The organism is Streptomyces sp. NPDC058289 (genome assembly GCF_042880975.1).
GTDB lineage: Bacteria > Actinomycetota > Actinomycetes > Streptomycetales > Streptomycetaceae > Streptomyces > Streptomyces stoeckheimensis.
In genome coordinates, this window is the sequence record NZ_JBHVYI010000004.1 from 145671 (window position 1) to 171900 (window position 26230).

A 26230-nucleotide genomic window follows, 5' to 3' on the forward strand; every position below is an offset into this window, starting at 1 on the left:
GGGGTTTTGTGATCAATGGGGTTTTGGTCCGATGGGGCTTCGTGGATGTCAACGCCGGCCGAGTCCGCCGAGCTCCTCGGCCATGACCTGTCCGGCCTGCTCCGCGAGTTCGTCCTCGGCGAGGTCCTCGTCCGTGTCCAGCCCGTCCAGCGCGGCCAGCGGCTGGTCGAGGCGGACGTGCGCGATCAGCGACTGGAGGGCGCGCAGCGTGGCCGATGCCGTGGGGCCCCAGTTGGTGAAGTACGAGAACTGCCACCACCACAGCGCTTCGGTGATCCGGCCGGCCTGGTGGTGGATGAGCCCGTGCCGCAGGTCTGCGACCACGTCGGCGAGGTCGTCGGAGATCCGGTGCGGGACCGGGGCCTTGCGCGGCTCGTAGGGGTCGAAGACCTCCGAGTAGACGTCGACCGGCTCCAGCATCACGGCGAACCGCTCGCGCAGGTCGTCGACGTCCGGCTCCGGGCCCAGGTCGGGCTCGTAGCGCTCGTCGGGCAGGACGTCCTGGTACGCGCCCAGCCGGCCGCCCGCCAGCAGCAGCTGGGACACCTCCAGGAGGAGGAAGGGCACCGCGCTGTCCGGGTCCTCGCCCTTGGCCACCTCGGTGACCGCGACGATGAAGGACTCGATCTGATCCGCGATCGAAGCCGCGAAATCGTCCGGATCCAGTCCCAGGGCGTGCAGGGTTGCGTCAGACATCGAGAAGTCGCCTTCCTTCAAAGGCCCGCCCGAGCGTGACCTCGTCCGCGTACTCCAGATCTCCCCCGACGGGGAGCCCGCTGGCCAGGCGGGTGACCTTCAGGCCCATGGGCTTCATCATGCGGGCGAGGTAGGTGGCGGTCGCCTCGCCCTCCAGATTCGGGTCGGTCGCGATGATCAGCTCGGTGACCGAGCCGTCCGCGAGCCGCGCCAGCAGCTCCCGGATGCGCAGATCGTCCGGGCCGACGCCCTCGATCGGGCTGATCGCGCCGCCGAGGACGTGGTACCGACCCCGGAACTCACGCGTCCGCTCGATCGCGACGACGTCCTTCGACTCCTCGACCACGCAGATGACCGTCAGATCGCGGCGCGGATCGCGGCAGATGTTGCACCGCTCCTCCTGCGCCACGTTCCCGCACACCGCACAGAACCGGACCTTGTCCTTGACCTCGAGCAGCGCGTGCGCGAGGCGGCGGACGTCGGTGGGCTCGGCCTGCAGGATGTGGAAGGCGATCCGCTGCGCGCTCTTGGGCCCGACGCCGGGCAGCCTGCCCAGTTCGTCGATCAGGTCCTGGACCACGCCTTCGTACAACGGACTGCCTTCTTTCGGTACGGGAGGGCTACCGAGCCGGGGAGGCTCGGGAAGGGACTAGAACGGAAGGCCGGGGATGCCGCTGCCGCCGCCCAGCCCCTGCGCCAGCGGGCCCAGCTTCTGCTGCTGGAGCGCCTGCGCATTCTCGTTGGCCGCCTGGACCGCCGCGACCACCAGGTCCGCGAGCGTCTCGGTGTCCTCGGGGTCCACGGCCTTCGGGTCGATCACCAGTGCACGCAGTTCACCGGAACCGGTGACGGTCGCCTTCACCAGGCCGCCGCCGGCCTGACCCTCGACCTCGGCCTGCGCCAGCTCCTCCTGCGCCACGGCAAGGTCCTGCTGCATCTTCTGGGCCTGCTGGAGCAGCTGCTGCATGTTGGGCTGACCACCACCGGGAATCACAGGTCACTCACTCCGTAGCGTCGGGCCAAGCGCCGGCGGCTTGGTCAATCCGAGCCTACGTGCTCCCCGGGCGCTGCGCCCTACGCCGTGAGGACCAACTCTTTCGAGTGAGAGACGGGGCGTGCGCGTACCTGATGACGCCCCCCTTGCGGGCGGAAATCCCGGGAATCGTTGCCCATCGCGTCTCATTCGAAGGTAGGAAGAGCATGCGCACCATTGCGCACACGCGCACCACCACACGTTCAGCGCAGGCAGAGGGAGTGCCCGGGTGAGTCAGCCGGAGATGCAGCCCGAGGGGCCACCCCGGGATCCCGCTGAGGACGGCGACCTTACCGGCCGGCCGTTCCCTCTCGGGGACTGGGGCGAGCCCGCGGAGCGGCTCGACGAGCTCTACCGACGGGTCGAGGCCGACGCGCTGCGCACCGCCGAGTGGTACCTGTCGGACCGGGCGTGGAAGCGCCGCGGGGCCCGGATCCTGCGGATCGGGGCCGCCGTCGGCGCGGTCACGGGCGCCTCGATGCCGCTGCTGGAGCTGACCGGCTCGGTGCCCGGAGCGGCCTCGTACGGCTATCTCGCGCTGCTCCTGGGCGCGGCCTGCCTGGCCTGCGACCGGTTCTTCGGCCTGACCTCGGGCTGGATGCGGGACGTGGCGACGGCGCAGGCCGTGCAGCGGCGACTGCAGACCCTGCAGTTCGACTGGGCCACGGAGAACGTGCGCGAGATCCTGGGCCCGACCGAGGGCACCGCCAGCGAGGCCGCGGAGCGGTGTCTGACCGTGCTGCGCCGCTTCTCGGAGGACGTGACCGAGCTCGTGCGGTCCGAGACCGCGGAGTGGATGGTCGAGTTCAGCTCCGGCCCCGCCCCGCTGGTCATGCAGTCCCTGGGCGCGGGCGGATCCCGCTCGGACGCGTACGTCCCGCCGGCCCGCTTCCCGCTCCCCCCGGGCACCCGCCCGAACATGCCCCGCCCCGTACGGACCGCGTCAGCTGAAGATGATCATCGACCCCTGGCCGAGGCTCCGGGTCGCCGCCGCGTGCAGACCCAGCCACACGTGCCGCTCCCGCGCGAAGGGACTGTCGTCGTACGGGATCGGCCCGGCCGGCTCCTCCAGCGACGTCGGCCGCCCCGGCGGCGCCGGGGCCAGCGGCGGGTTCCGGGGATCTATCCCGATCGCGGGAGCCACCAGCGACAGCTCGCGCAGCAGGCCCTGCGCGGACCCCAGCGGCCCGCCCCCGGCCAGCAGCTCCTCGTTGGCCAGCGGGTACGCGAAGTCCACGGGGACGTAGGCCCCCGCGTGGTCGTAGTGCCACACCAGGTGCGACTGCTGCGCCGTGGGCTCGAACATCTCCAGCAGTTGCTCGTAGTCCCCGCCCAGCTCGTCCACCGGGGTCACCGGCAGGCCGCAGATCTGGAGCAGGTACGCCCGCCGCAGGAAGTGCAGGGCGTCGTAGTCGAAACCGGCCACCGGGGCGACGTCTCCGGAAAGCCCCGGCATGTACGCGAACACCGGCACGGACGGCAGTCCGGCCTCGCCCAGCGCCTTGTCGTACGAGGCGATCTCTTCCGCGAAGGGGTTGTCGGGGCTGTGGCACAGCACGTCGACAAGGGGGACCAGCCACAGGTCACAGGCCACTCGGCCTCCGATCAGTCGTTGTCGCCGATCGGGCCAGCGTAGTGCGCCGGACACGCTCAGCGAAGGGGTGAGCAGAACCTTGGGATGCCGAGGGCGCCGGATCCGAGCCCGAGCCGAGCTCGATCCGTCCCCGATCCGAGCCCTATCCGCGCCGGATCCGCGTCTACGGCTCCCCCGGGCCCACCCTCCAGACCCACACGTCGCGCACCTGCTCCGGCTCCCGGTCCAGCAGCCCGGTGATCAGATCCCGCAGCTCGGTGTCCCGGTCCTGGAAGGGCAGGACGACCGCGCCGGCCTTCCAGTACTCCAGGTCCTGGCGGGCCTGGAGCCGCCAGGAGGCGGTGACCTCGGGCGGCTGCGCGCCGTAGCGGACGTCGCGCAGGAGGTTCGAGAGGTGCCGCGGGGTGGCCCCGTAGATGCCGATCCGGTCGGGTCCCCACGGGCCGTTGAAGTAGCCGCCGGCCAGCCGGAAGCCGAAGTCCGCCTCCACCTGCCAGTGCAGCGCGTCCGCCTGGCCCGGGTCCGGCAGCGGTACCGGAACGAGTGCCTCCCCGTCCTTGACGTAGCCCTTCCAGTCCCCGGAGGTGATGAACGCGGGCACCGGCGCGCGGTCCCGTACGGTCAGCGGCAGCGGCAGGACCGGGATCAGCGCGGCCGCCGCCGCCAGCAGGCCCAGGGTGCGCAGCTCGCGGGTGCGCAGCCGGAGGATCCGGTCGAGCGCGAGGGCCAGCAGGATGCCGAGGATGGGGGCGCACACCATCGCCACGCGTCCCTCGATCACCGACTCGAAGAGCGGCAGCTTGATCATCAGGCGCCAGGGTCCCGGCAGCACGATCTCCGTGCGGGGTACGGGCACCCACGGCCCGAGGGACAGCAGGAGCGCGGCGAAGCCGGTGAGCGCGAGGGCCCGTACGGCCTTGCTCCGCCACAGCCACACGCACACGGCGACGCCGAAGGCGAGCAGGGGCCAGCCGTAGAAGGCGTTCTGCTCCGTGGTGTTCAGGGAGAGCTTGCCGGCCGTCTCGGGGTCGCCGAAGAGGGAGCGGGAGGCGTACTCGATCAGGGCGCGCGGGCTGTTCCCGGCGTTGTCCCCGTGCAGGACCGAGTGGTAGCTCTGCGGGCCGAAGAACTGCCAGTACAGCGGTACGGCCACCAGCGGCAGGCACACGGCGAGCGCGACGACCAGACCGGATCCCAGCGGACGCGCGGCCGCGAGGGCGCGGCGGCGGTCGACGACGAGGTAGGCCAGGCAGAAGAGCAGCATGCCGAGCGCGGCGATGAGCAGCGGCTCTTCGCCGATGAAGATCTGGTACGTCGCGAAGAGCCCGAGCAGTACCCCGTCACGCGTCACGCTGTGACCTTCGCGGTGGCCCTCGCACAGGCGCAGGGCCCGGTCGATGATCAGCGGGATCATGAAGAGGACGACGAAGTTCGGATGGCCGTTGGCGTGCGAGACCATCGGCGGCGCGAAGGCCGCGAGCGCCCCGCCCGCGGCGGCCGCCCAGCGGCTGCGCACGAACCGGCGGCGGATCAGCCAATACCAGGTCCAGGCGCTGGCGGCCATGCCGAGCGTGAGGACCAGCGCGAAGGTGACGGTCTCGCCGAACAGCAGCGTGACCGGGATCAGCGGGACGTTCAGGCCGAGCATCGTGGCGTTGGCCATCAGGTTCACGCCGTCGGGCATGCCCTGGGAGAGGGTGAAGAGCGGGTTGCGGAGGTGGGTGATGTTGTCGGTGGTGACGCCGACGAACCACTCCCACTGGTTCTGGTCCTGGAGCGCGTCCGCGAGGTAGGCGCCGTCGAGGTCCGTCCACAGGCCCTGGAAGACGTAGAGGGAGAGCAGGAGGAAGGCGCCGGCCACGGCGAGGCCGCCGGCGTTGAGGCGGAACAGGTCGGCGAGGGCCTGGCGGCGGTCGGGGCGCGGGGTCAGGGTCGGGGTCTGGGTCTGGGCCTCTGTCGGGGCCGGGGCGTCGGCGCGGCGTGCCGGGAGCTCGACCTCCGCCACGTGCCAGCCCTGGCGGCGGACCCAGCGCAGGACCTCGGCGTCGATGGCCGGTCCGTCGAGGGTGGAGGCCCCGAAGGCGGCACGGGCGCGGTCGCCGTCGAAGAGGGCGAAGGCGCAGGTGTCCGCGCGGAATCCCGGTATGCCGGGGATGCCGAGAGTGCGGACCAGGCCGTTCCGGGAACGGCCGAGGACCACGGCGGGGGGTGCGTCGTCCGCCTGCGGCGTGCCCGGGTCCAGGGCTTCTTCGAGGCGGGCCAGCTCGTAGAGCGGGGCGCTGAGCGCGGCGTCGGTGAGCAGCACCCGGTCGCCCGCGGAGGCGAGCACTCCGGCACGGAGGGCTGCGCCCTTGCCGCGTCCCCGGACGGCGCTGTCGTCGCCGTCGTCGCTGTCGACGTCGCTGTCGCTGTCGTCGGGGCGGATCAGCCGGATCCGGGGTTCCGCGGCGGCGGCCGTCGCCGGGGCGGCCGCGTCGTCGGTGACCAGGATGAGTTCCCAGGCGCCGGGGCCCGTGCCGCAGTGGGCGTCGAGGTGCTCGCGCAGGACGGTGAGGGTGTGTTCCGGGACGGGAGCGGGGATGACGACGGACAGGCCGACGGCGCCGAGCCAGCGCGTACCGTCCTGGGCGTCGGCATGGGCGTCGGCATGGGCCCGGCTCTCCCGGTCGGCGCCCACGGCGCTCTCGCCGCTCACGCGCCGGCCGCCTTCAGACCCGCGGCCCAGTCGAGGCCGTGCTGGTTGTACGCGTGCACGAGGCGTCGTACCTCCTCGGCGTCCGCGCGGGTCACCGCGTCCATCAGTTCGTTGTGGCCGGCCCACAGGTCGGCGCGCAGGTCCGGCTCCGCCTTCAGGTAGGGCACGGAGAACACCCAGCACTGCACCCGGATCCGGTGCAGGAACTCGGAGATGTAGATGTTGCCGACCAGCCCGCTCAGCTCCCTCCAGAAGCGCAGGTCGTAGCCGATCAGCACTTCGAGCGAGCCGCTCAGCGCTGCCCGCCGCGCCTCTTCCGCCCGGCGGCGCACCGAGACCAGCCGTTCCCCGGAGCCGGGGGCGGTGCCGCGCTCCACGAGCCTGCGGAAGATTCCTTCCACGATCAACGTACGAGCCTCGATCATGCCCCGGAAATCATCCACGGAGAAGACTCGGACGCGGAAGCCGCGGTGCTGGATCGAGTCGAGCAGGCCCTGCGCGGAGAGATCGACGAGGGCCTCGCGGACGGGGGTCGCGGAGACTTCGTACTGCTCGGCGATCTGTTTGACGGTGAACTCGCTGCCGGCCGCCAGGCGTCCCGCGAGCACCTCGTCACGCAGCGCGTCCGCGATCTGCTGGCGAAGTGTGTTGCGGGTGACAGCGCCGCTGCCTGGCATAGGGGTCCGTCTCCATCTGTGGGCTTCGGACACCTTAGGCCAGGCAGTGCGGCTGAAACCGATCGGTTTGTGGCCGCTATGTGGATTTAGCGCCCGTTATCCGGACGGGGGCACGCTTCCCTTCTTGATCATTTACCCCTGCGCGGGGCCCGCTCGGGGCACCCGCGCAGGGTCGTACGTGCTGCTCGGAGCCTGTTCGGAGGCTGTTCGCGGCCCGTCCGGGACTCCCCTCCTGCCTCGGTCCCGGGGGTGCCCGCCAGGCTCGCTCGAGCCCCGTCAGGCGTCGACGAGGCCTCCGTCAGGCCGAAACGTGCCGGTCGGCGACGGTCAGCGCGTCGTCCAGCAGGGCCAGGCCCTCCTTCGCGTCCGCTTCCGTGATGTTGCACGGAGGGACGACGTGGGTGCGGTTCATATTGACGAACGGCCACAGCCCGGACGCCTTGCAGGCCGCGGCGAACTCGGCCATCGGCGCGTTGTCGGCGCCCGCCGCGTTGTAGGGAACGAGCGGCTCGCGCGTCTCCTTGTCCCGTACGAGTTCCAGGGCCCAGAAGGTGCCCAGACCGCGCACCTCCCCGACCGAGGGGTGGCGCTCCGCGAGCTCGGCGAGGGCCGGGCCGATCACGTTCTCGCCGAGGTGGGCGGAGTGCTCGACGATGCCCTCCTCCTCCATGGCGTTCATCGTCGCGACGGCGGCGGCGCAGGCGAGGGGGTGACCGGAGTAGGTCAGCCCGCCCGGGTAGGGGCGCGTGGCGAAGGTCTCGGCGATCGCGCCGGAGATCGCGACGCCGCCCAGGGGGACGTAACCGCTGTTGACGCCCTTGGCGAAGGTGATCAGGTCGGGGGTGACGTCGAAGTGCTCGGCGGCGAACCACTTGCCGGTCCGGCCGAAGCCCGACATGACCTCGTCCAGGATGAAGACGATGCCGTAGCGGTCACAGAGCTCACGCACGCCGGCCAGGTAGCCGGGGGGCGGGGTCATGATCCCGGCCGTGCCGGGGACCGACTCCAGGATGATCGCGGCGATCGTCGCCGGACCCTCGAAGGCGATGGTGTCGGCGAGGTGGGTGAGGGCGCGCGCGCACTCCTCGGCCTCGGTGGTCGCGTGGAAGGGCGAGCGGTAGAGGAACGGTCCCCAGAAGTGCACGACGCCGGCGGCGGCCGCGTCGGAGGGCCAGCGGCGCGGGTCGCCGGTCAGGTTGATCGCGGCGGAGGTGGCGCCGTGGTACGAGCGGTAGGTGGACATCACCTTCTGCCGGCCGGTGTGGAGCCGGGCCATGCGGACGGCGTTCTCCACGGCCTCGGCGCCGCCGTTGGTGAAGAAGATCTTGTCGAGGTCGCCGGGGGTCCGCTGCGCGATGAGGCGTGCGGCCTCGGAGCGGACGTCCACGGCGAAACCGGGGGCCAGGGTGCAGAGCCTGGCCGCCTGCTCCTGGATGGCGGCGACGACCTTGGGGTGCTGGTGGCCGATGTTGGTGTTGACCAGCTGGGAGGCGAAGTCGAGGTAGCGCTTGCCGTCGTAGTCCCAGAAGTGCGACCCCTCGGCTTTGGCCACGGCGAGCGGGTCGATCAGGGCCTGGGCGGACCAGGAGTGGAAGACGTGGGCGCGGTCGGCGGCCTTGACGGAGGCGCCCGAGGTGACGTGAGGGGTCATGGCCGCAACCGTAGAAGTGTGCAGGTGGGGAGGGATATCGGCGGTCTGTATGCGGGTGGGGGGCGGGTCTCGGCAGTCTGTCTGGGGAATGATTGACAGCATGCTGTCGTCATGTCAGCATACTGTCATAGGACGCAGCGGTGACGGCGACACTGGAGGCGAGCACGATGAGCGAGACCCAGACGAAGATGCAGGCGGAGATGCAGGCGGAGATGCAGGCCCAGACCGGGACGCAGACCGGGGCAGGGGCCCAGCCCGCGGGCGCCGCGGTGCGCACGGTCCACGTGGCGGTGTACGACACCTACGCCGACTGGGAGACGGGCCACACCACCGCGCACCTGACCCAGCACGGCTACGAGGTCCGCACGGTCGGCGTCGCCGCCGGACGGCCCGTCACCACGATGGGCGGCCTCCGCATCCAGCCCGACCTGGCCCTGGCGGACCTGCGCCCCGAAGAGTCCGCACTCCTCATCCTGACCGGCGCCGGGCTGTGGGACGCGGGCGACGAGCTGGCCCCCTTCGCGGCGAAGGCCGAGGAGTTCCTCGCGGCCGGCGTCCCGGTCGCGGCGATCTGCGGAGCCACGGCCGGCCTGGCCCGCGCCGGAGTCCTGGACGGACGTACGCACACCAGCGCGGCCCCCTTCTACCTCGGCGGCCAGCCGGGCTACGCGGGCGCGGAGCGCTACGTCGAGGCCGACGCGGTCACCGACGGGGACCTGATCACGGCCGGCCCCACGGAACCGGTGGCGTTCGCGCGCGAGGTCTTCGCCCGCCTCGGGGTGTACGAGCCGCACGTGCTCGACGCCTGGTACCGCCTGTTCCACGACTCCGACGAGAGCGCGTACCCGGTCCTGATGGCGGCGTCGCAGCCCGAGCCGGAGCAGGAGCGGGAACCGAGCGATGCGTAACCAGCCCCCGCCGCGGCCCACCGCGCAGCCCTCCCCGACGGACCCGCCTCCGTCCGGAGGCGCGGCCGCTGCGCCTCCCGCGCCCGCTGCACCCCCCGCGCCCTCGCGCGGCAGGGGTCCGCGGGAGGACTCCCTCCGCACCCGGCAGGACCTCCTGAGCCGCACGGCCCTCGGGGTGTTCCGGCTCAACGGCCAGTTCCTCTCCGTATCGGAGGAGCTGGCCCGCCCGGCGGGGCTGACCGCAGCCTGGTGGCAGGTGATCGGGGCCGTGCTCCGCGAGCCGCTGCCCGTCGCCGGCATCGCCCGGGCCATGGGCATCACCCGTCAGAGCGTGCAGCGCATCGCCGATCTGCTGGCCGCCAAGGGCCTCGCCGAGTACGTCCCGAACCCGGCCCACCGCCGGGCGAAGCTGCTGCGCCCCACGGAGGCGGGCCGCGCCGCCGTCGCCAGGATCGGCCCGGGCCACGCGGCCCTGGCCACCCGGCTCGAGGAGGCCCTCGGCGAGGACGGCTTCGCCGAAACGGTCCGCGTCCTGGAACGCCTGTCGGCCGCCCTGGACACCCTCCCGGCCCCACCCGACGCCCCGGCCTAGGGCCTGTCCGCCGGGAGCAGTCCGGGCGGGGTGGCGCGAGGGTCGATGACCCAGCGGTTGGCCGACAGGACCCGGTCCGCGAACGTGACATCGCGTCGGGCGATGAAGCGGAAGCCGAGAGAGCGGCAGATGCCGTTCGAAGCGCCGTTGCCCGTTGCGGGAAATGCGTGCACGAGTCCCCAACGGTCCTCGTCCCGCGCCTGGTCGAGCAGGGTGCGGACGGCCCGTTTGGCCAGTCCGCGCCCCTGGTGTTCGGGCAGGACCATCCAGCCGATCTCCGACATGGGCCCGTCCTCGGTGTCGTGGGACCACAGGGTCACCGTTCCCGCCACCACTTCGGGCGTGGCCGGATCAGGGATGATCATCTTGATCCAGTCGAGATCCGCGACCGCCTTCTGGACGTCTCGCCGGACCTTGCCCTCCATGCCTTCGCGTGGCAGAGGTCCGCCGAGGTCGGCCATCATGACGGGATCGCACCGCATCCTGACGTAGGCGTCGACGTCCACGATCTCGACGTTGCGCAACTGCACTGGCTGCTCCCTGGATCGTCCCACCGCCCCGGCCGTTGTCCCGCGGAGCGGTCCCGCGTCGGTCCAGCATGCCAACACGCCCCGCCCGTAAGCCTGGTGGAGTCTCCGCATCGGGTGTGCCCCGGCCACGGGCAGCCCCGACCCTGCGGCCTATCTGCGGCAACCCCACCCCCGCAACCCGCAGCGCGCCCGGCCGCACTATTGTCGGGCTCCGGCGAGTCCCAGGGGGAGGGCCACCTGTCATGGAACAACTGCACCCGCGCGATGCAGAGCACATCGGCCCGTACCGCCTGCTCGCCCGCCTCGGAACCGGCGGCATGGGTCAGGTCTATCTCGGCCGCGCCGAGGACCACGACCCCGGCACGGGCAATGCCACGGGCACCGGAAACGGAAGCGGAACCGGAGCCCCCACCGGCACGCGGACCCGTACGGGCACCCGCACCGCCGCCGTGAAGCTGATCCACCCCCACCTGGCCGCCCACCCCGACTTCCGCACCCGCTTCCGCCGCGAGGCCGACGCCGCCCGCCTCGTCGGCGGGGACTGGACCGTCGCCGTCCTCGACGCCGACCCCGACGCGGAGATCCCCTGGCTGGCCACCGCCTACATCGCCGGGCCGAGCCTGCGCCAAGCCGTCGGCCGCGACTTCGGCCCGCTGCCGGCCGCCTCCGTACGGATCCTGGGCGAGGGGCTCTCGTGCGCCCTCCAGGACATCCACCGCGCCGGCCTCGTCCACCGGGACCTGAAGCCCGGCAACATCCTGCTCACCGCCGACGGCCCCCGCGTCATCGACTTCGGCATCGCCCGGGCCCTGGGCGCCACCGCCGACCCCGCCCTCACGCAGACCGGCGAACTCCTCGGCTCCCCCGGCTTCCTCGCCCCCGAGCAGATCAACGGCACGCCCGTGACCGCGGCCTGCGACGTGTTCGGCCTCGGCGCGGTACTCGCCTACGCCGCCACCGGCCTGCTGCCCTTCGGGGACCCGGACCAGCCCGGAGGCATCGCCGCACTCCTGATGCGCGTGACCGAAGCGGAACCCGACCTGGCGGGCGTACCGGCCGAACTGCGTGACGTAGTACGCGATTGCCTGCACAAGGACCCGGCCGCCCGGCCCACCCCCGCCGAGCTGCTCGAACGGCTCGCCGCGGACCGGGAGGGCACCCCGGAGCCCTGGCTGCCCGCGCCCCTCGTCGCGCGGCTCGGGCAGCACGCCATAGCCCTGCTGGACCGCGTGGACGCGGGCCCGGACCGGCCCGAGCCCGTGACCGTGCCCGCCCAGCGCACCGCGGGGCAGTCGGTCGCGAGCCCGCCCGCTCCTGCGCCTGCGCCTGCGCCTGCGCCTGCGCCTGCGCCCACGCTGACCCCCGTGCCCGGGGCGGACGCCGGGGCGGACGCCGACTCCGGGTCCGGGTCCGACTCCCGGCGCGGCGCCCGCTCCCGGTCCGTCTCCACGGCCCTGCTCGTCGCCGTCGCCGCGGTCGTCGCCGTGGCGGCGGGAGGCACGGTGTACACCGTCATGAGCGGATCCGGCGACGGTGCGCCCCGCGCCGGCTCCGGCGCCTCGCCGTCCGGATCGTCCCCGTCCGGCTCCTCCTCCGGCGCGCGGACCACCGGGGACGCGACCGCGTCCGGCGCCGTCGCCACTCCCTCCCCTTCCGCCCCTCCGGCCACGCTTCCCGAGGCCTACGCCGGCACCTGGCGCACCGTCTACGGCGGGCAGAGCTGGAAGCTCACCCTCACCCCCGGCACGAGCGGCGCCAACGTCATGTCCCTGACCCTCCAGGCCCCCGGACTCAGCTGCGCCTGGACCGCGCCGCTGCGCTCCGCCACCGCCGACAGCGTCGGGCTCGACCCCTCCACGGTGATCTCCGGTACGCCGCCCTCGTGTTCGCCGGGCGGCCGGAGCACGCTGCGGCTGCTCGCCAACGGGACCCTGGTGCGGGAGCTCGACGGCAGCACCGCAGCTCCGCTCACGTACCGCCGTCGCTGATTATTTCGAAGTCAATAAGCCTGCAAGCAAAGCTTGTTGCCACCACCGGTACCCCGCACACTGCGGCACATGGAGCCGTTGAGGGTAGTGGCACGACTGTGGGAGCGGATCGAGGCACGCGACTGGGACGGAGTGGCCCTGCTGATCGCCGAGGATGCGGTGATCGAGTGGCCCGTGAGCAGCGAACGCATCGTCGGTCGCGCCAACTTCATCGCCGTCATCAGCGATGACGACTACGCGGACGAGAGATCCGTCGAGGTGCTCCGGATCCTCGCGGACGGCGATCTCGTCGTGACCGAGGTGGAGATACCCCAGGACCACGTCGTCTACCGCGCCGTCTCCCTGTGGACCGTACGGGACGGGCAGATCGCCGGGGCGCGGGAGTACTGGACCAGCCCGGGCCAGGACCCGGCACCGCGCTGGCGCGCCGGTTTCGTCGAACCGCTCGCGGAGACGTTCGCCGAATCGCTGGCGGCCGACTGAGCGGGTCCGGCAGGGGTCAACTCGCCCGGACTGACCCCTGAGTAGCCCCTGTCATACCTGAGAGCTACTTGGGAAGTGGGCTCTCCAGTGGGACGCCGACGAGGGCTCCCGATTCCTAACTTCGTGACCAGAGAACAACGCAGCATCGCCCCTCTGGCACGAACGAAGGAACGGACCCATGACCCGCCGACCCACCGCACGTCCCGACGGCCGCCGCAGCGGTCGTCTGCGCCGCACGCTGCTGGCCGGGATCGTCGCCGCTGCCGTGGTGTTGCCCGTTTCCGCCGCCGCTTCCCCGAACGTCCCCGCGCCGGCTCCGGCCGTCCTCGGCGAGAGCGCCGCCCTTCCCGACCGGTTCGCCGCCAACCTCGCCAACCTCTCCGAGGCGGCCCGTACGGCCGAGAACGCCGGCCGCACCGGCCGCGCGGCGAAGCTCCGGGCGATGGAGGCGGGCGGCGGTGCCCGGTTCCTCGTCTTCGACGGGCGCGGCAAGGGCCGGGCGATAGAGGTGTTCGGCGATCTGGAAAGCGCCGACCGGGTCGCGGTCCTGGTCCCCGGGTCGGACACGACGCTGGACACCTACCAGAGGTTCCGCGCCGGAGCCGTCGCCCTCGCGCAGCGTCTGCGGGCCGAACACCCCCGCTCCGCCGTGGTCGCCTGGCTCGGGTACGACACCCCCGGCACGGTCAGCCCGGCCGTCCTGACCACGGGTCGCGCCGACGAGGCCGCCGCCGAACTGGGCTCCTTCCTGCCCCGGCTGGCCCGGCTGGCCGCCCCGCAGGCCCGCCTCTCGCTGCTCTGCCACTCCTACGGGTCCGTCGTCTGCGCCCGCACCGGGACCGGCTCCGAGGTCACCGACATGGCACTGTTCGGCAGTCCGGGCACGGGGGCCGACTCCGCCGCGCACCTGCCGACCCGGGCCCGGGTCTGGGCCGGCCGGGGCGGCGCCGACTGGATCTCCAGCGTCCCGCACGTCCGTGTCGGCGGGATCGGGTTCGGCACCGATCCCGTGGACCCCGCGTTCGGAGCCCTGCCCTTCGCGGCCGGCTCCGGCGGCCACAGCGACTACCTCAAGCCGGGCACCGAGTCCCTGAACAGCCTGGCCGGGATCGTGCTCGGCGCCTCCCCGGCGGCGCGGACCGGCTCGGGCCCCGCTCCCGCCTCCGCCGCAGCCGCTGCCGCCTCCGGCTCGACCGGCCTCACCGCACTCCTCGCCCCGTCCACCCTCGCTGTCACGGAGGTCTCCCATGCGCGTGCGTGAACCGCTTGCCCGCTGGTCCGTTCTCGCGGACCGCATCGACGCCGCAACCCCCGCCCACCGGGACCGGGCCGTGGACGCGCTCCGTGCCTTCGCCATCCTCGGCGTGGTGTTGGGCCATTGGCTGGTCACCGCGCTCACCAGTGCCGACGGCGGCCTCAGCACCACCAGTCCGCTGGCCCACATGAGCGGACTGGCCCCGGTCTCCTGGGTGTTCCAGACCCTGGCCGTCTTCTTCCTGGTCGGCGGACACGTCGCCGCCCAGGGGTACGAGTCGGCGCGCGGCCGCGGAGTCCCGTACGGGCGGTGGGTCGGGCAGCGGCTCGGCAGGCTGTTCCGGCCGGTCGCCGCCGTCCTGGTCCTCTGGAGCGTGGCGTCCGGCGCCATGCTGCTCGGTGGTGTCGGGACGGACACGGTCCGGACCCTGCTCAAGCTCGTCCTCTCCCCCCTGTGGTTCCTCCTCGTGTTCGCCGCGCTCACTGCCGCAACCCCGCTCGTCGCCCGGCTGAGCCCGTTGTGGCCACTGGCGGTGGTGGCTTCGGTCGATGTCTGGCGCTTCGGGTTCGGCGGGCCCGGATGGATCGGCTGGGTCAATGTGGCCGCCGGCTGGCTGGTGCCCTACACCCTGGGCGCCGCCTGGTCCCGGGGCGCCTTCACCCGGCGCACCCCGGCCGCCCTGTTGCTGGGCGGCGGGATCGCCGCCACGGCTGCACTGATCCTCTGGGGCGGGTACCCCGCTTCCATGGTCGGCGTCCCCGGAGCCGCGATCTCGAATCTGAACCCGCCGACGCTGGCCGCCGTCGCGTTCGGCCTGGCCCAGTGCGGGCTGGCACTGCTGCTGCGGGAGCCGCTGGCCCGGATGATGAGCCGGCCGCGGGCCTGGGCGAAGGTGGCGCTGGTGAATCTGTCCGCCATGACGATCTTCCTGTGGCACCAGACCGCGATGATGGCCGTCACCGCTGTGGGACTGCTGGTCTCCACCGATCTGCCCGGCCTGCACACCGTGCCGGCCTCCGCGGAGTGGATAGCCGTGCGACTGCTCTGGCTGCCCGTGTTCGCGGCCGCGCTGGCGGTCTGCTGGGCCGCCTTCCACACCTACGAGCAGGCCGGCGGCCGCCCCCGGCGCGGATCCTCCGTGACGCCGACCACCCCCTCGCTGATCGTCGCCTCGTCCGCCCCGACCCGGGGGAACTCCTCGCTTGGTGCCCGCCCTGCCCCAACTCCGGTCGGCGAGAGCGCAGTCACCGGCCCGGCGGCCCGCTCCAAGGAGACCCTCCGTGCCTAGGCTGGACGACGTGAACGAGCAGAGCGAGCCCCCGAGTCCGGCCCCGGTCCCCGCGCCGGCACAGCACCCGGCCGTGGCTGCGATCGCGGCCGGCGGGCAACCGGGAGGTACTCCCGGCAGGGCTTCGGCCGTGCTGCGGAGCGTGGCCCTGGGGCTCCTGGACCTGAAGACCGATCCCCTCCCGAGGATGTCCAAGCCGCGCTGGCTGGCCTGGCTCCCGCACGTGGTGGTCCTCTATCTGGCCGTGGCCTTCTTCGCCGTCACCACGGAGCAGCTCAGCAACCACTACGAGGTTCACGGTTCCGTCCGGCCGTTGCTGGCGACCCTGGTCGGCGGGTCCATCGTGATCGCGATGCGGTGGCCGATGGCCGGGTACTGGCTCGGCCTGACCGCCGCGGGACTGCTCGCCTGGCAGATCCACGACCACGTCGGGCAGGGCCAGAGCTGGCCGTGGCTGCCCGCCGGGATATTCGCCTTCGCCCCGGTGCTGCTGCTGGTGGCCCTGCGGGTGCCGCCCCGGGTGACCGTCGGGGCGGTCACCGTCGGCGTCGCGTGCACCGGGCTGGCGGAGGGACTGTTCAGGCCCGAACACAGCGGTACCGGCACCCCCGGGGCCATCCTCCTGTTCGCCTTCACCGGCCTCCTCGGCTACGCCCTGCGCGCGACCCGGCTGGCCCGGACCCAGCTCGTCGAGCAGGAGACCCTCACCGAGGAGGAGCGCGCCCGGCGCACCCTGCTGGAGGAGCGCAGCCGGATCGCCCGCGAACTGCACGACGTCGTCGCGCACCACATGTCGGTGATCTCCATCCAGGCGCAGGTGGCCCCTTATCTCGTGGAGAACCCGTCGGAGGAGCTCAAGGAGAACCTGGCCGGGATCCGCGCGAATGCCGTGGAGGCCCTGACGGAGCTGCGCCGCGTCCTGGGGGTGCTGCGTTCCGAGCACCCGGACGAGGACGCAGAGCTGCACCATCCGCAGCCCACCCTGGCCGAGTTGGGCGGCCTCGTGGACAACGTGCGGGCGGCCGGGCTGGAGGTCACCACCGAGATCGCGGGCATCCGACGGCCGCTGTCCCCGGGGGTGGAGCTCACGGCGTACCGGATCGTGCAGGAAGCGCTGAGCAACTGCCTGCGGCACGCGCCCGGCTCCCGCGTGGAGGTGGGAATCGCCTACGGGCCCCGTGATGTGCACCTGTGCGTCGCCAACACGGCGCCCACCCGGCCGGCCCCGCCGACCATGGGAGCGGGGCACGGACTGCTGGGGATGCGGGAGCGAGCGGGCATGCTGGGGGGCGAGCTGGCCGCCGGCCCCCGCCCCGACGGGGGGTACGAGGTGAGCGCCGTGCTCCCGATGGATCCCGTGTCCCCGAGCGGCGTGGCCTCCGCCGGACCTGAGACGAAAAGGAAGGACTCATGACTGCTGCCCCGATCAAGGTGATGATCGCCGACGACCAGATGATGGTCCGCCAGGGCTTCACCGTGCTCCTCGACGCCCAGCCCGACATCGAGGTCGTCGGGCAGGCCGTCGACGGCGCCGAGGCCGTGGCCAAGGTCGCCGAACTGGCGCCGGACGTGGTGCTGATGGACATCCGGATGCCCGGGATGGGCGGCATCGAGGCCACCTCCCTCATCACCGGTGTCCCGGGCTCCGCGGTGAAGGTGCTGGTGCTGACCACCTTCGACCTCGACGAGTACGTGTACGAGGCGCTGCGCGCCGGCGCCTCGGGCTTCCTCCTCAAGGACGCCTCCGCCGATCAGCTGGCGGAGGCTGTCCGTGTGATCGCGGCCGGCGAAGCGCTCCTCGCTCCGAACATCACGAAGCGGCTGATCACCGAGTTCTCCCGGCTGGGGGCTCCCAGGGCGCCGTCGAAGGCGCGGATCGACGAGCTGACGGGGCGGGAGACGGAGGTCCTGTCGCTGGTCGCCCAGGGCATGTCGAACGCGGAGATCGCCGAGCACCTGATCCTCGCCGAGCAGACGGTCAAAACGCACGTGGGCAGGATCCTGGTGAAGCTGGGTCTGCGGGACCGCACCCAGGCCGCGGTGTTCGCGTACGAGACGGGCCTGATCCGTCCGACGGGCTACTGAAACAGCCCCGGTAGTACTTGAGAGGGACCCCTGGAAATCCCCTTCAGCGGCGACGCGGACCAGGCCGGGGCCCGCCTACCGTGGGGAACATGACCGAGACGACCCACGGGGCGACCCCCCGGACCCCAGAGATCCGGCTGGCTTCGGGCTTCATCCAGAGCCTGCGCCAGGCTCTGATCATCGACGCCTTCGCCTACCGTCCCCTGCCCCCGATGCGCACGGACGGGCCGCTGACCCGGCGGCTCCCGAAGCGGATACGGCTCGAGGCCGCCCACCTGCCGCACGCGGCCGTCTGCGTGGTGGCGTTCTTCGTGGTGGTCTTCACCTCGATCACCACCGGCCTGCCCCAGGCCGCTTCCCTGGTGATGGGGCTGCTCGCGGCCACCCCGATCGTCATGACCCTGGTGCGGCCGCTGGGGGCGTTCTGGGTCGCCGTGGCGGTCACCATGGTGTTCTCGGTCGTCAGCGGCTCCGATCCCAACTGGCCCTGGATCCCCGCCACCTTCTTCTCGTACCTCGCGACGGTGACCCTGGTGGCGATGCGGACCAGTCCGCGGACGGCCGGCTGGATGTGGGTGATCACGCTGGCGATCGGCATCGGGACGTCCATCGTGCTCGGCCGCGGCCAATCCATCAACGTCGGCCCGATGGCCTTCGCCTCGGCGATCGCCCTGCTGGCGGTGAGCATCCGCAACATCCGCAAGCAGGCGGAGCAGCAGGTCACCGCGCAACAGGAGGTCACCGCCGTCGAGCGGGACCGGCGCACCCTGCTGGAGGAGCGGACCACGATCGCGCGGGAGCTCCACGACGTGGTCGCCCACCACATGTCGGTGGTGGCCATCCAGGCGGAGGCCGCGCCCTACCGGGTGAAGAACCCGCCGCCGGAGCTGGAGGCCGCGTTCGTCACCATCCGGGAGAACGCGGTGGCGGCCCTGACCGAGCTGCGCCGGGTGCTGGGTGTCGTCCGCTCCGCGGACTACGAGGCGCCGGACGCCCCGCAGCCGACGCTGGCCTCGCTGGACGGCCTGTTGGCCAATGTGCGGGAGGCCGGACTGAGCGTGGACAAGACCGTGACGGGCGCGGTCCGCGAACTGCCGCCGGGCGTGGAGCTGTCGGCCTACCGGATCATCCAGGAGGCCCTGAGCAACACCCTGCGGCACGCGCCGGGCGCCGGCGCCGCGGTCGAGGTCTCGTACGTGCTGGGCGGGCTGGGACTGCGCATCGTCAACGAGGCCGGCACCGGGGATGTGCGGCCCTCTCCGGGGGCGGGGCAGGGGGTGACCGGGATGCGCGAGCGGGTGGCCATGCTGGAAGGGGAGATGACCGCCGGGGAGCTGGCCTCCGGGGGGTTCGAGGTGGCGGTGTTCATACCCGTGGCCGGCAGCCGTCCGGATCTGGCGAAGGATCCGGCATGACGATCAGAGTGCTCATCGTCGACGACCAGATGATGGTCCGTGAGGGCTTCTCCGTCCTGCTGAACGCGATGGACGGCATCGAAGTGGCCGGGGAGGCGGTGAACGGGCGGGAGGCCATCGCCCAGGTGGCGGCGCTGAAGCCGGATGTGGTGCTGATGGACATCCGGATGCCGGAGATGAACGGCCTGGAGGCGACACGGGAGATCGTGGCCGCCGACACGGACGCGAAGGTGCTGGTCCTGACGACCTTCGACCTCGACGAGTACGTGTACCAGGCGCTACGGGCGGGCGCGTCCGGGTTCCTCCTCAAGGACGCCTCGGCCCGCCAACTGGCCGATGGGGTGCGGGTGGTGGCCGCCGGGGAGGCGCTGTTGGCGCCCTCCGTGACCAAGCGGCTGATCACGGAGTTCTCGAAGTTGTCGGAGACCCGGTCGCAGGTGGGCTCGGCGGCGGTGACGGAGCTGACGGAGCGGGAGACCGAGGTGCTGGTGCTGATCGCACAGGGGTTGTCCAATGCGGAGATAGCGGATCGGCTGATCATCGCCGAGTCCACCATCAAGACGCATGTGAGCCGGATCCTGGTCAAGCTGGGATTGCGGGACCGCACACAGGCGGCGGTGTTCGCGTACGAGACCCGGCTGGTGACCCCCGCTTAGGTCACTCCGAAAAGTTGTCCACAGCTGTGGACAACTTTTCGGAGTGACGTGGATCAAGGAATATCGGGGCTCAGGCCGCCAGGTCCCGGCGGCGCAGGGTGGTCAGTGCAGCCGCCAGGAGAGTCGCCGCCAACGCCGTCAGCGTCAGCAGAGGAGCCCAGGTCAGGGCCTCGGAGCCAGGGATCCGGGGCAGGTGGGCGAAGGGGGACAGGTCGAGGACCGCCCCGGGGAGGTTCAGCGCGGGGCCGATCCAGCCGAGGGCCAGGGCAGCCCCGGCCACCGCCCAGCCGGCCGACGCGTAGCCGGGGACCGCGCCGTACAGGAGGGCCGCGACGGCCCCGATCACCCACACCGCGGGGAGTTGCGCGAGGCAGCCCCCGACGGTCTGCGCGAGACCCGCGCCATGGCCGAGGCCCAGGCCGAGCCCGCCCAGCAGCAGGATCAGCGCCGAGCCGCCGAAGGCGACGGCCAGATGACCGAAGGCCCAGCGCAGGCGACCGACGGCATGCGCCAGTACGGGCTCCGCACGCTGCCCCGACTCCTCGGCCCCCAGGCGCAGTACCGCCGACACGATGAAGAGGGAAGCCACCAGCCCGAGCATCCCGGCCATCGTCGCCAGGAAGGCGTCGGTGAGGCCCGCCCCTCCGCCCGCGCCGCCCATCCGCTCGATGATCTCCCGGGTCTTGGCGTTGTCACCGACCAGCTCGGTGGCCCCGTCCGCCATTCCTCCGAACACCACGCCGGCCACCAGGAATCCGAGGCTCCAGCCGAGCAGTCCACCCCGCTGCAGCCGCCACGCCAGCGCCCCGGCACTGCCGAGCCGGCCCTCGGCCGGGCCCGGGCGGACCGCCAGGAAGCTCATGCCGAGGTCGCGACGGCCGGCGAGCAGGTAGGCCGCGGCCGTCTGGACGGCGAAGGCCGCCGCGAACAGGGCGAGCACCCACCAGCGTTCGGCCGCGAAGGCCCGTACGTGCTCCAGCCAGCCCAGCGGTGAGATCCAGGTCAGCGCCGACGAACCGTCCGCGGAGCCCGCGTCGCCCGCGGCGCGCAGGACGAAGGCCGCGCCGAGCAACGCCCCGGCGAGCCCCTTGGCGAGCCGTGCGCTCTCGGTGAGCTGCGCCGTGACGGCGGCCGCCGACGCGAACAGCATCCCGGTGGCGCCGATCCCGAGCCCGAGGGCGAGCGCTCCGCCCGCACCCCGCCCGGCGAGGCCGGCCGTGACGAGGAGGGCGACCAGGGCATTGGCGGCCAGGGCCGCCAGCAGGGCCGCCGTCAGCGGGGCCCGGCGCCCCACCATCGCCGCCGACAACAGCTCCTGACGGCCCGTCTCCTCTTCCTCGCGGGTGTGCCGGACCACGATGATCAGGCTCATGACCCCGGCGAGCAGCCCGGCGAAGACCCCGCCCCGCCAGGCGGTCAGCGCGCCGATCGAATCACCGAAGGCAGGGCCGTAGAGGGCGCGGAGCGAGCCGTTCGCGCTCATGGTGGAGAGCAGGCGGGCCCGTTCGGCCGGCGTCCCGTACACCGACTCGAGGGAGGCGGGCAGGCTGAGCACCAGGCCGGCCACGGCCAGGATCCAGACCGGCATCATGACGCGGTCGCGGCGCAGGGCGAGGCGCAGCAGGGCTCCGGTCCCTGCCAGTTGACGGTGCTTCATCGCAGCGCCTCCGTCTCCTCGGCCCGGGCGTAGTGCCGCAGGAAGAGCTCTTCGAGGGTCGGCGGGGTCGCCGTCAGGGACCGCACCCCCGAGGCGGCCAGGGACCGCAGTACGGCGTCCAGCTTGTCCGTGTCGGCCTGGAGCCGGATCTTCTGCCCCTGCACCTGCACGTCGTGGACGCCCGGCAGGTGCGCGAGCCCGTTGGGTGGTGCGGCGAGCTCGGCGCTGATCGACGTACGGGTCAGGTGGCGCAGTTCGGCGAGGCTGCCGGTCTCGACCGTTCGCCCCTTGCGGATGATGCTGACCCGGTCACAGAGGGTCTCGACCTCACTGAGGACGTGCGAGCTGAGCAGGATGGTGCGGCCGGCGGCCCGGGCCTCGGAGACACAGCTCCGGAAGACCTCCTCCATCAGCGGGTCGAGGCCGGAGGTGGGCTCGTCGAGGATGAGCAGCTCCACGTCGGCGGCGAAGGCGGCGACGAGGGCGACCTTCTGCCGGTTGCCCTTCGAGTACGTGCGCCCCTTCTTGGTCGGGTCGAGTTCGAACCGCTCGATCAGCTCGGCACGGCGCGCCGGGTCGAGGCCGCCTCCGCCTGCGCGGCCGCCGCGGCCGCCGCGGCCGCCGCGCAGGCGCCCGTAGAGGTCGATGACCTCGCCGCCCGAGAGGTTGCGCCAGAGGGTGACGTCGCCGGGCACGTAGGCGATGCGGCGGTGCAGCTCGACGGCATCGGCCCACGGATCGCCGCCGAGCAGTTCGACGACGCCGGAGTCGGCGCGCAGCAGACCGAGCAGGACCCGGATCGTGGTGGATTTGCCGGCGCCGTTGGGGCCGAGGAATCCGTGCACCTCTCCGGTGGCGACCGCGAGGTCGAGGCCGTCCAGTGCGTGGGTGCGACCGAACGCCTTGTGGAGTCCGGCGGCGTTGATTGCCTTCGTCATGCTTTCGAACGTACGCTTCTTTCACAATTTTGTGAAGGTAGGGAATCACGTAAAGTCGGGAGGGTGGCGGAAGACGTGAACGACGACGTGATGAACGAGGCGGAACCCCGGGAACGGCGAGGCCCCCGAGACGAGGAGGCGGTCTCACGCTTCGTCGAGCGGTTCGCCGCGCAGCTGACCGAGGCGGGGATGCAGCGGATGGCGGCGCGCGTCTTCGCTCGGCTGCTCGCGAGCGACGGCGGCGCGATGACCTCGGCGGAACTGGGCGAGGCCCTTCGGATCAGCCCCGCCGCGGTATCGGGAGCCGTCTCCTACCTGTCCCAGGTCAACATGGTCAGCCGGGAGCGCGAGCCGGGTTCGCGGCGCGATCGGTACGTGCTGCACAACGAGCTCTGGTACGAGACCTTCACCCGCCGCGACCAGATCCTGACCCTCTGGGAAAAGACCCTCCGCGACGGCGCGGCCAGCCTCGGCACCGACTCCCCCGCGGGCGCCCGGATCGCCGAGACGGCGGCGTTCTTCGAGTTCATGCAGACGGAACTCCTGAACCTGATGGACCGCTGGCGCACCCACCGCGCCACCCTGAACCTGCCATAGCCGCATCCACATCCGTAGCCGCAGCCGCAGCCGTAGCCGCAGCCGGGGCCACGACCGGCCGCCTCCGCCCGAGCCCACCCCGCCGCCACGGCCTGCGCGCCCGGCCCAGCTCCCGGGCGCACGGCGCCCACACCACGGCCCCCGGCCCCGGGTCCCCGGCCAGCCACACGAACCGCTCCCCCGGCGGGCCGGAAGCGTCCGGCTCCGCGGGCGGGTGCGGGAGGGCCGGGTCGCAGCGGTGCCACGCCTTGGGCGCCAGCACCCGCAGCCCCAGTGGCCCCAGGGTCAACACCTCTCCCGCGCCGGCCCCGCCCAGGGCGAGCAGCGGAGGCAGCCCGCGCCCGCGCACCACCTCGACGTCGTACGGGGTCCAGCGCAGCTCCGGGTCCCGCAGGAGGCCCCGCACGCGCCGGACCACGTACAGCTCCCGGAGCGCGACGAGCACGGGCAGGCACAGCACCACCAGGAGCACGCCCTGCAACAGCGCCGGGCGGGTGACCAGCGCCCCGATCAGCGCGGGCCAGCACATCACCGGCAGCAGGCCGATCAGCACCGCGTCCCGCCGCCAGTCGCTGAGCGCGTCCCGGACGGCGGCCTCACCGGGCGGCCCCAGAACCGTCCCCGGCCCCGGCGCGGACGCGGACACGGGGACGGGCACGGGGACGGACACGGGGACGGGCACCGGCTCCCCCGACAAGGCGGCCGGATCCCCGCCGGCCCCGGTCACCATACGAAGTTCCGGTAGATGCCGAGGACAGGGGCGACGCAGGCCGCCACCATGAAGCCGAGGATGCCGAGCGGCATGAGCCATCCCGGGGCCGGGCCGGCTCCGCCGACCACCCGCAAGGCCACGGACTCGTCGTCGGACTCGCCGATCCCCGCCTGCATGATCAGCAGGAACGGGACGGCCCCGGCGAGCGCCACCCACCGGAACACCCCGATCCACCACGGAACGTCCGCGATCCCCGTCACCGGTCCTCCCCCGAGTCGGCGTCAGCGTTGCAGCGGCAGTGTCAGCCCCCAGGCGCCCGGGTGCAAGGTCCACGTGCGGCGCCGGACCGGGCCGGTGATGCCCACGTCCGACCGGTAGCGGAAATCCTCCCCGGACACGGTCACGGCCGACGCCCGCACCCGCACCACCCGGCCGGAGCCGGAGCCCGAGCCGGAAGCCCCTCCCGACCCTGAGCCGGAGCCTGCCCCGGAGCCCGATCCCGACCCGGAGCCCGAGCCCGATGCCGCGACCGCCCCCGCCATCCGGACCAGCACGTCCGCCAGCCCGTCGCCCTCCCGGGCCGACACGACGACGTCCTCGACCATCCCGTCCACGTCCGCCAGCACCACCCCGTCGGCCTCCACCCGCAGTCGGTGGCCGCCACCGGATCCGGTGGCGGAAGGAGCCCCGGCGGGCGGACGGCCGAACGTACGGACCAGGGAGCGGTACGCGTTCCACACCGACGGCCCGGCCGGCCGCGGCACCCCCCTGAACCCGGGCCGGGACCCCGGCCGGGGCCCGGATCCGGCCCCCACGGGCGGCGGAGGGATGCCGATCCCGCCCAGCACCACCCCGTCGCTGTCGTCGACCAGCAGGTCCCGCATGCCGACGGCGCCGTCCAGGACCGCCCGCGCGGCCGACACGGCCGACAGCGGCACGCCGAGCTGCAGCGCCAGTACGAGTGACCCCGCCGGCCCCACCGGAATCAGCGAAACGGCCCCCTCGGACAGCGCCCGCTCACGGTGCAGCAGACCGACGGCCCGTACGAGTGCGCGATCGTCGCCCACGATCACCGGCTGCCGATGACCCCGGCGGGCGAGGGCCCGCGCAAATTCCTCCTGTGAGTCCGGGAGGCAAATTTTCGCCGCCGCTCCCGCTGACAACACATCTTTCGCGATTCGCACGGACTCGCCGTCAAGACGGCGGGCGACCGGGTCGACGAGCACGAGCAGGCCGCCTACCGGCGCGCCCGCATGGCTCATGGTGGGCTCTGGAGCCGACACCTCGGTCCTTCCTCGGGTAGCATCTTTGTGCAAGAGGCCCTTGCGCTATTGCGCCAGGGCCTTCGTCTATTCCGGGGTACCGGTCCGACGGCTCAGCCTGCGGTGTACATCGTCGTACGCCCCCTGACCTTGGACATGCCCCATCCGGAAGAGGTGTACGCCTGTGCCCGCTCTTGTGCTGCTCGGAGCTCAGTGGGGTGACGAGGGCAAGGGAAAGGCCACCGACCTGCTCGGTGGATCCGTTGACTATGTAGTGCGTTACCAGGGCGGCAACAACGCCGGCCACACGGTCGTCGTAGGCGACCAGAAGTACGCACTGCACCTTCTCCCTTCCGGCATCCTCTCCCCCGGATGCACCCCGGTCATCGGCAACGGTGTCGTGGTCGACCCGGCCGTCCTGCTCTCCGAGCTGCGCGGCCTGAACGAGCGCGGCATCGACACCTCAAAGCTGCTGCTCAGCGGCAACGCGCACCTGATCACGCCGTACAACGTCACCCTCGACAAGGTCGGCGAGCGCTTCCTCGGCAAGCGCAAGATCGGTACGACCGGCCGCGGCATCGGCCCGACGTACGCGGACAAGATCAACCGCATCGGCATCCGCGTCCAGGACCTCTACGACGAGTCGATCCTCACCCAGAAGGTCGAAGCGGCGCTGGAGGGCAAGAACCAGCTCCTCGCGAAGCTGTACAACCGCCGCGCGATCGACCCGGCGCAGATCGTCGAAGAGATGCTCCAGTACGCGGAGCAGATCAAGCCGTACGTCGCCGACACCACCCTGATCATCAACAACGCGCTCGACGAGGACAAGGTCGTGCTCTTCGAGGGCGGCCAGGGCACGCTGCTCGACGTCGACCACGGCACGTACCCCTTCGTCACCTCGTCGAACCCGACCGCCGGTGGCGCCTGCACCGGTGCGGGCGTCGGCCCGACGAAGATCAGCCGCGTCATCGGCATCCTGAAGGCCTACACGACCCGTGTCGGCTCCGGCCCGTTCCCGACCGAGCTGTTCGACGCGGACGGCGAGGCCCTGCGCCGCATCGGCGGCGAGCGCGGCGTGACCACCGGCCGTGACCGTCGCTGCGGCTGGTTCGACGCCCCGATCGCCCGCTACGCGACCCGCGTCAACGGCCTGACGGACTTCTTCCTCACCAAGCTGGACGTGCTGACCGGCTGGGAAGAGATCCCGGTCTGCGTCGCGTACGAGATCGACGGCAAGCGCGTCGAGGAGCTCCCGTACTCGCAGTCGGACTTCCACCACGCGAAGCCGATCTACGAGAACCTCCCCGGCTGGTCCGAGGACATCACCAAGGCCAAGACCTTCGCGGACCTCCCGAAGAACGCCCAGGCGTACGTCAAGGCCCTCGAGGAGATGTCGGGCGCCCCGATCTCCGCGATCGGCGTCGGCCCCGGCCGCACCGAGACGATCGAGATCAACTCGTTCCTCTAGGAACGGCCGGTCACGACGGACGGGAGGGGCGGCGCGCACCGTACGGTGCC

At 72.3% G+C, this 26230-nt stretch carries 25 protein-coding genes and 1 pseudogene; 13 read left to right on the forward strand and 13 right to left on the reverse strand.

All coding sequences use genetic code 11. The features are described from left to right. Positions 1 to 48: 48 nt before the first annotated feature. Genes ACFVX6_RS03330 through ACFVX6_RS03340 form a run of 3 tightly spaced genes read right to left on the reverse strand, consistent with a single transcriptional unit; the run spans position 49 to position 1690 of the window. On the reverse strand, positions 49 to 696 hold the full coding sequence (locus ACFVX6_RS03330) for a DUF5063 domain-containing protein (RefSeq protein WP_389687431.1): 648 nt from the start codon (positions 694 to 696) through the stop codon (positions 49 to 51). Beyond that, positions 689 to 1288: a recombination mediator RecR gene (recR, locus tag ACFVX6_RS03335; RefSeq protein ID WP_243330636.1), complete on the reverse strand. Its 600-nt coding sequence runs from the start codon at positions 1286 to 1288 to the stop codon at positions 689 to 691. The genes ACFVX6_RS03330 and recR overlap by 8 nt, the downstream gene beginning before the upstream one ends. Positions 1289 to 1345: 57 nt before the next feature. Beyond that, positions 1346 to 1690 carry a YbaB/EbfC family nucleoid-associated protein gene (locus ACFVX6_RS03340; RefSeq protein ID WP_112450812.1) on the reverse strand — a complete coding sequence of 115 codons (345 nt, stop codon included), beginning with the start codon at positions 1688 to 1690 and terminating at the stop codon, positions 1346 to 1348. 268 nt (positions 1691 to 1958) lie between these two features. On the opposite strand from ACFVX6_RS03340, the pseudogene ACFVX6_RS03345 reads away from it, so the two are divergent. Beyond that, positions 1959 to 2657: pseudogene (locus ACFVX6_RS03345) on the forward strand (SLATT domain-containing protein); the annotation flags it as partial. Positions 2658 to 2672: 15 nt separating this feature from the next. Here ACFVX6_RS03345 and ACFVX6_RS03350 read toward each other — a convergent pair. From ACFVX6_RS03350 to ACFVX6_RS03365, 4 genes are all read right to left on the reverse strand, one after another. Then, positions 2673 to 3323 (reverse strand): hypothetical protein, encoded by a 651-nt coding sequence (locus ACFVX6_RS03350; RefSeq protein WP_389687434.1) that lies wholly within the window; start codon positions 3321 to 3323, stop codon positions 2673 to 2675. A gap of 163 nt (positions 3324 to 3486) precedes the next feature. Beyond that, on the reverse strand, positions 3487 to 6018 hold the full coding sequence (locus tag ACFVX6_RS03355) for a glycosyltransferase family 2 protein (protein ID WP_389687436.1): 2532 nt from the start codon (positions 6016 to 6018) through the stop codon (positions 3487 to 3489). Continuing rightward, positions 6015 to 6695, reverse strand: coding sequence for a GntR family transcriptional regulator (locus ACFVX6_RS03360; RefSeq protein WP_389687438.1), 681 nt, complete (start codon positions 6693 to 6695; stop codon positions 6015 to 6017). Before ACFVX6_RS03360 ends, ACFVX6_RS03355 begins: the two co-directional genes overlap by 4 nt. A 298-nt stretch (positions 6696 to 6993) precedes the next feature. Continuing rightward, positions 6994 to 8346, reverse strand: a complete 1353-nt coding sequence (locus ACFVX6_RS03365) for an aspartate aminotransferase family protein (protein WP_389687440.1) — start codon at positions 8344 to 8346, stop codon at positions 6994 to 6996. Positions 8347 to 8558: 212 nt separating this feature from the next. Between ACFVX6_RS03365 and ACFVX6_RS03370 the strand changes: the two genes are divergently transcribed. Continuing rightward, positions 8559 to 9254, forward strand: coding sequence for a type 1 glutamine amidotransferase family protein (locus tag ACFVX6_RS03370; RefSeq protein ID WP_389687483.1), 696 nt, complete (start codon positions 8559 to 8561; stop codon positions 9252 to 9254). Positions 9255 to 9408: 154 nt separating this feature from the next. Further along, on the forward strand, positions 9409 to 9846 hold the full coding sequence (locus tag ACFVX6_RS03375; protein ID WP_389687485.1) for a MarR family winged helix-turn-helix transcriptional regulator: 438 nt from the start codon (positions 9409 to 9411) through the stop codon (positions 9844 to 9846). On the opposite strand, the gene ACFVX6_RS03380 is transcribed toward ACFVX6_RS03375, so the two are convergent. Continuing rightward, the gene (locus ACFVX6_RS03380; protein WP_389687442.1) at positions 9843 to 10376 is read right to left on the reverse strand and encodes a GNAT family N-acetyltransferase; all 534 of its coding nucleotides are present in this window, start codon (positions 10374 to 10376) and stop codon (positions 9843 to 9845) included. The genes ACFVX6_RS03375 and ACFVX6_RS03380 overlap by 4 nt on opposite strands. A 242-nt stretch (positions 10377 to 10618) precedes the next feature. Here ACFVX6_RS03380 and ACFVX6_RS03385 point away from each other — a divergent pair, with 242 nt between their 5' ends. The 8 genes from ACFVX6_RS03385 to ACFVX6_RS03420 all read left to right on the forward strand — a co-directional run bounded on the left by ACFVX6_RS03385 (position 10619) and on the right by ACFVX6_RS03420 (position 19546). After that, complete coding sequence (locus tag ACFVX6_RS03385) at positions 10619 to 12364, forward strand: serine/threonine-protein kinase (protein WP_389687444.1); 1746 nt, start codon at positions 10619 to 10621, stop codon at positions 12362 to 12364. Between the two features lie 69 nt (positions 12365 to 12433). Beyond that, entirely contained in the window at positions 12434 to 12847 is a 414-nt protein-coding gene (locus ACFVX6_RS03390) for a nuclear transport factor 2 family protein (RefSeq protein ID WP_389687446.1), read from the forward strand. Between the two features lie 178 nt (positions 12848 to 13025). Continuing rightward, entirely contained in the window at positions 13026 to 14108 is a 1083-nt protein-coding gene (locus ACFVX6_RS03395; protein ID WP_389687448.1) for an alpha/beta hydrolase, read from the forward strand. After that, positions 14095 to 15390, forward strand: a complete 1296-nt coding sequence (locus ACFVX6_RS03400) for an acyltransferase (protein ID WP_389687454.1) — start codon at positions 14095 to 14097, stop codon at positions 15388 to 15390. The genes ACFVX6_RS03395 and ACFVX6_RS03400 overlap by 14 nt, the downstream gene beginning before the upstream one ends. Then, positions 15383 to 16804, forward strand: coding sequence for a sensor histidine kinase (locus tag ACFVX6_RS03405; RefSeq protein WP_389687456.1), 1422 nt, complete (start codon positions 15383 to 15385; stop codon positions 16802 to 16804). Before ACFVX6_RS03400 ends, ACFVX6_RS03405 begins: the two co-directional genes overlap by 8 nt. After that, positions 16801 to 17475 (forward strand): response regulator, encoded by a 675-nt coding sequence (locus tag ACFVX6_RS03410; RefSeq protein WP_389687458.1) that lies wholly within the window; start codon positions 16801 to 16803, stop codon positions 17473 to 17475. Before ACFVX6_RS03405 ends, ACFVX6_RS03410 begins: the two co-directional genes overlap by 4 nt. 89 nt (positions 17476 to 17564) lie before the next feature. Beyond that, positions 17565 to 18890 (forward strand): sensor histidine kinase, encoded by a 1326-nt coding sequence (locus ACFVX6_RS03415; RefSeq protein ID WP_389687460.1) that lies wholly within the window; start codon positions 17565 to 17567, stop codon positions 18888 to 18890. After that, a complete protein-coding gene (locus tag ACFVX6_RS03420) occupies positions 18887 to 19546 on the forward strand; it encodes a response regulator transcription factor (protein ID WP_266956400.1) in 660 nt (219 codons plus the stop codon). Before ACFVX6_RS03415 ends, ACFVX6_RS03420 begins: the two co-directional genes overlap by 4 nt. Before the next feature lie 70 nt (positions 19547 to 19616). On the opposite strand, the gene ACFVX6_RS03425 is transcribed toward ACFVX6_RS03420, so the two are convergent. Together ACFVX6_RS03425 and ACFVX6_RS03430 are read right to left on the reverse strand one after the other, a co-directional pair. Then, on the reverse strand, positions 19617 to 21203 hold the full coding sequence (locus ACFVX6_RS03425; protein WP_389687462.1) for an ABC transporter permease: 1587 nt from the start codon (positions 21201 to 21203) through the stop codon (positions 19617 to 19619). After that, a complete protein-coding gene (locus ACFVX6_RS03430) occupies positions 21200 to 22141 on the reverse strand; it encodes an ATP-binding cassette domain-containing protein (RefSeq protein WP_389687464.1) in 942 nt (313 codons plus the stop codon). The genes ACFVX6_RS03425 and ACFVX6_RS03430 overlap by 4 nt, the downstream gene beginning before the upstream one ends. Before the next feature lie 90 nt (positions 22142 to 22231). On the opposite strand from ACFVX6_RS03430, the gene ACFVX6_RS03435 reads away from it, so the two are divergent. Beyond that, a complete protein-coding gene (locus ACFVX6_RS03435) occupies positions 22232 to 22738 on the forward strand; it encodes a GbsR/MarR family transcriptional regulator (RefSeq protein ID WP_389687487.1) in 507 nt (168 codons plus the stop codon). Here ACFVX6_RS03435 and ACFVX6_RS03440 read toward each other — a convergent pair. The 3 genes from ACFVX6_RS03440 to ACFVX6_RS03450 are packed head-to-tail and all read right to left on the reverse strand — an operon-like array spanning position 22668 to position 24712. Continuing rightward, positions 22668 to 23420, reverse strand: coding sequence for a hypothetical protein (locus tag ACFVX6_RS03440; protein WP_389687466.1), 753 nt, complete (start codon positions 23418 to 23420; stop codon positions 22668 to 22670). The genes ACFVX6_RS03435 and ACFVX6_RS03440 overlap by 71 nt on opposite strands. 41 nt (positions 23421 to 23461) lie before the next feature. Next, on the reverse strand, positions 23462 to 23710 hold the full coding sequence (locus tag ACFVX6_RS03445) for a hypothetical protein (RefSeq protein WP_389687468.1): 249 nt from the start codon (positions 23708 to 23710) through the stop codon (positions 23462 to 23464). A gap of 21 nt (positions 23711 to 23731) precedes the next feature. Continuing rightward, entirely contained in the window at positions 23732 to 24712 is a 981-nt protein-coding gene (locus ACFVX6_RS03450) for a diacylglycerol kinase (RefSeq protein ID WP_389687489.1), read from the reverse strand. 184 nt (positions 24713 to 24896) lie between these two features. Here ACFVX6_RS03450 and ACFVX6_RS03455 point away from each other — a divergent pair, with 184 nt between their 5' ends. Next, on the forward strand, positions 24897 to 26180 hold the full coding sequence (locus tag ACFVX6_RS03455) for an adenylosuccinate synthase (RefSeq protein ID WP_327254123.1): 1284 nt from the start codon (positions 24897 to 24899) through the stop codon (positions 26178 to 26180). Positions 26181 to 26230 lie beyond the last annotated feature (50 nt).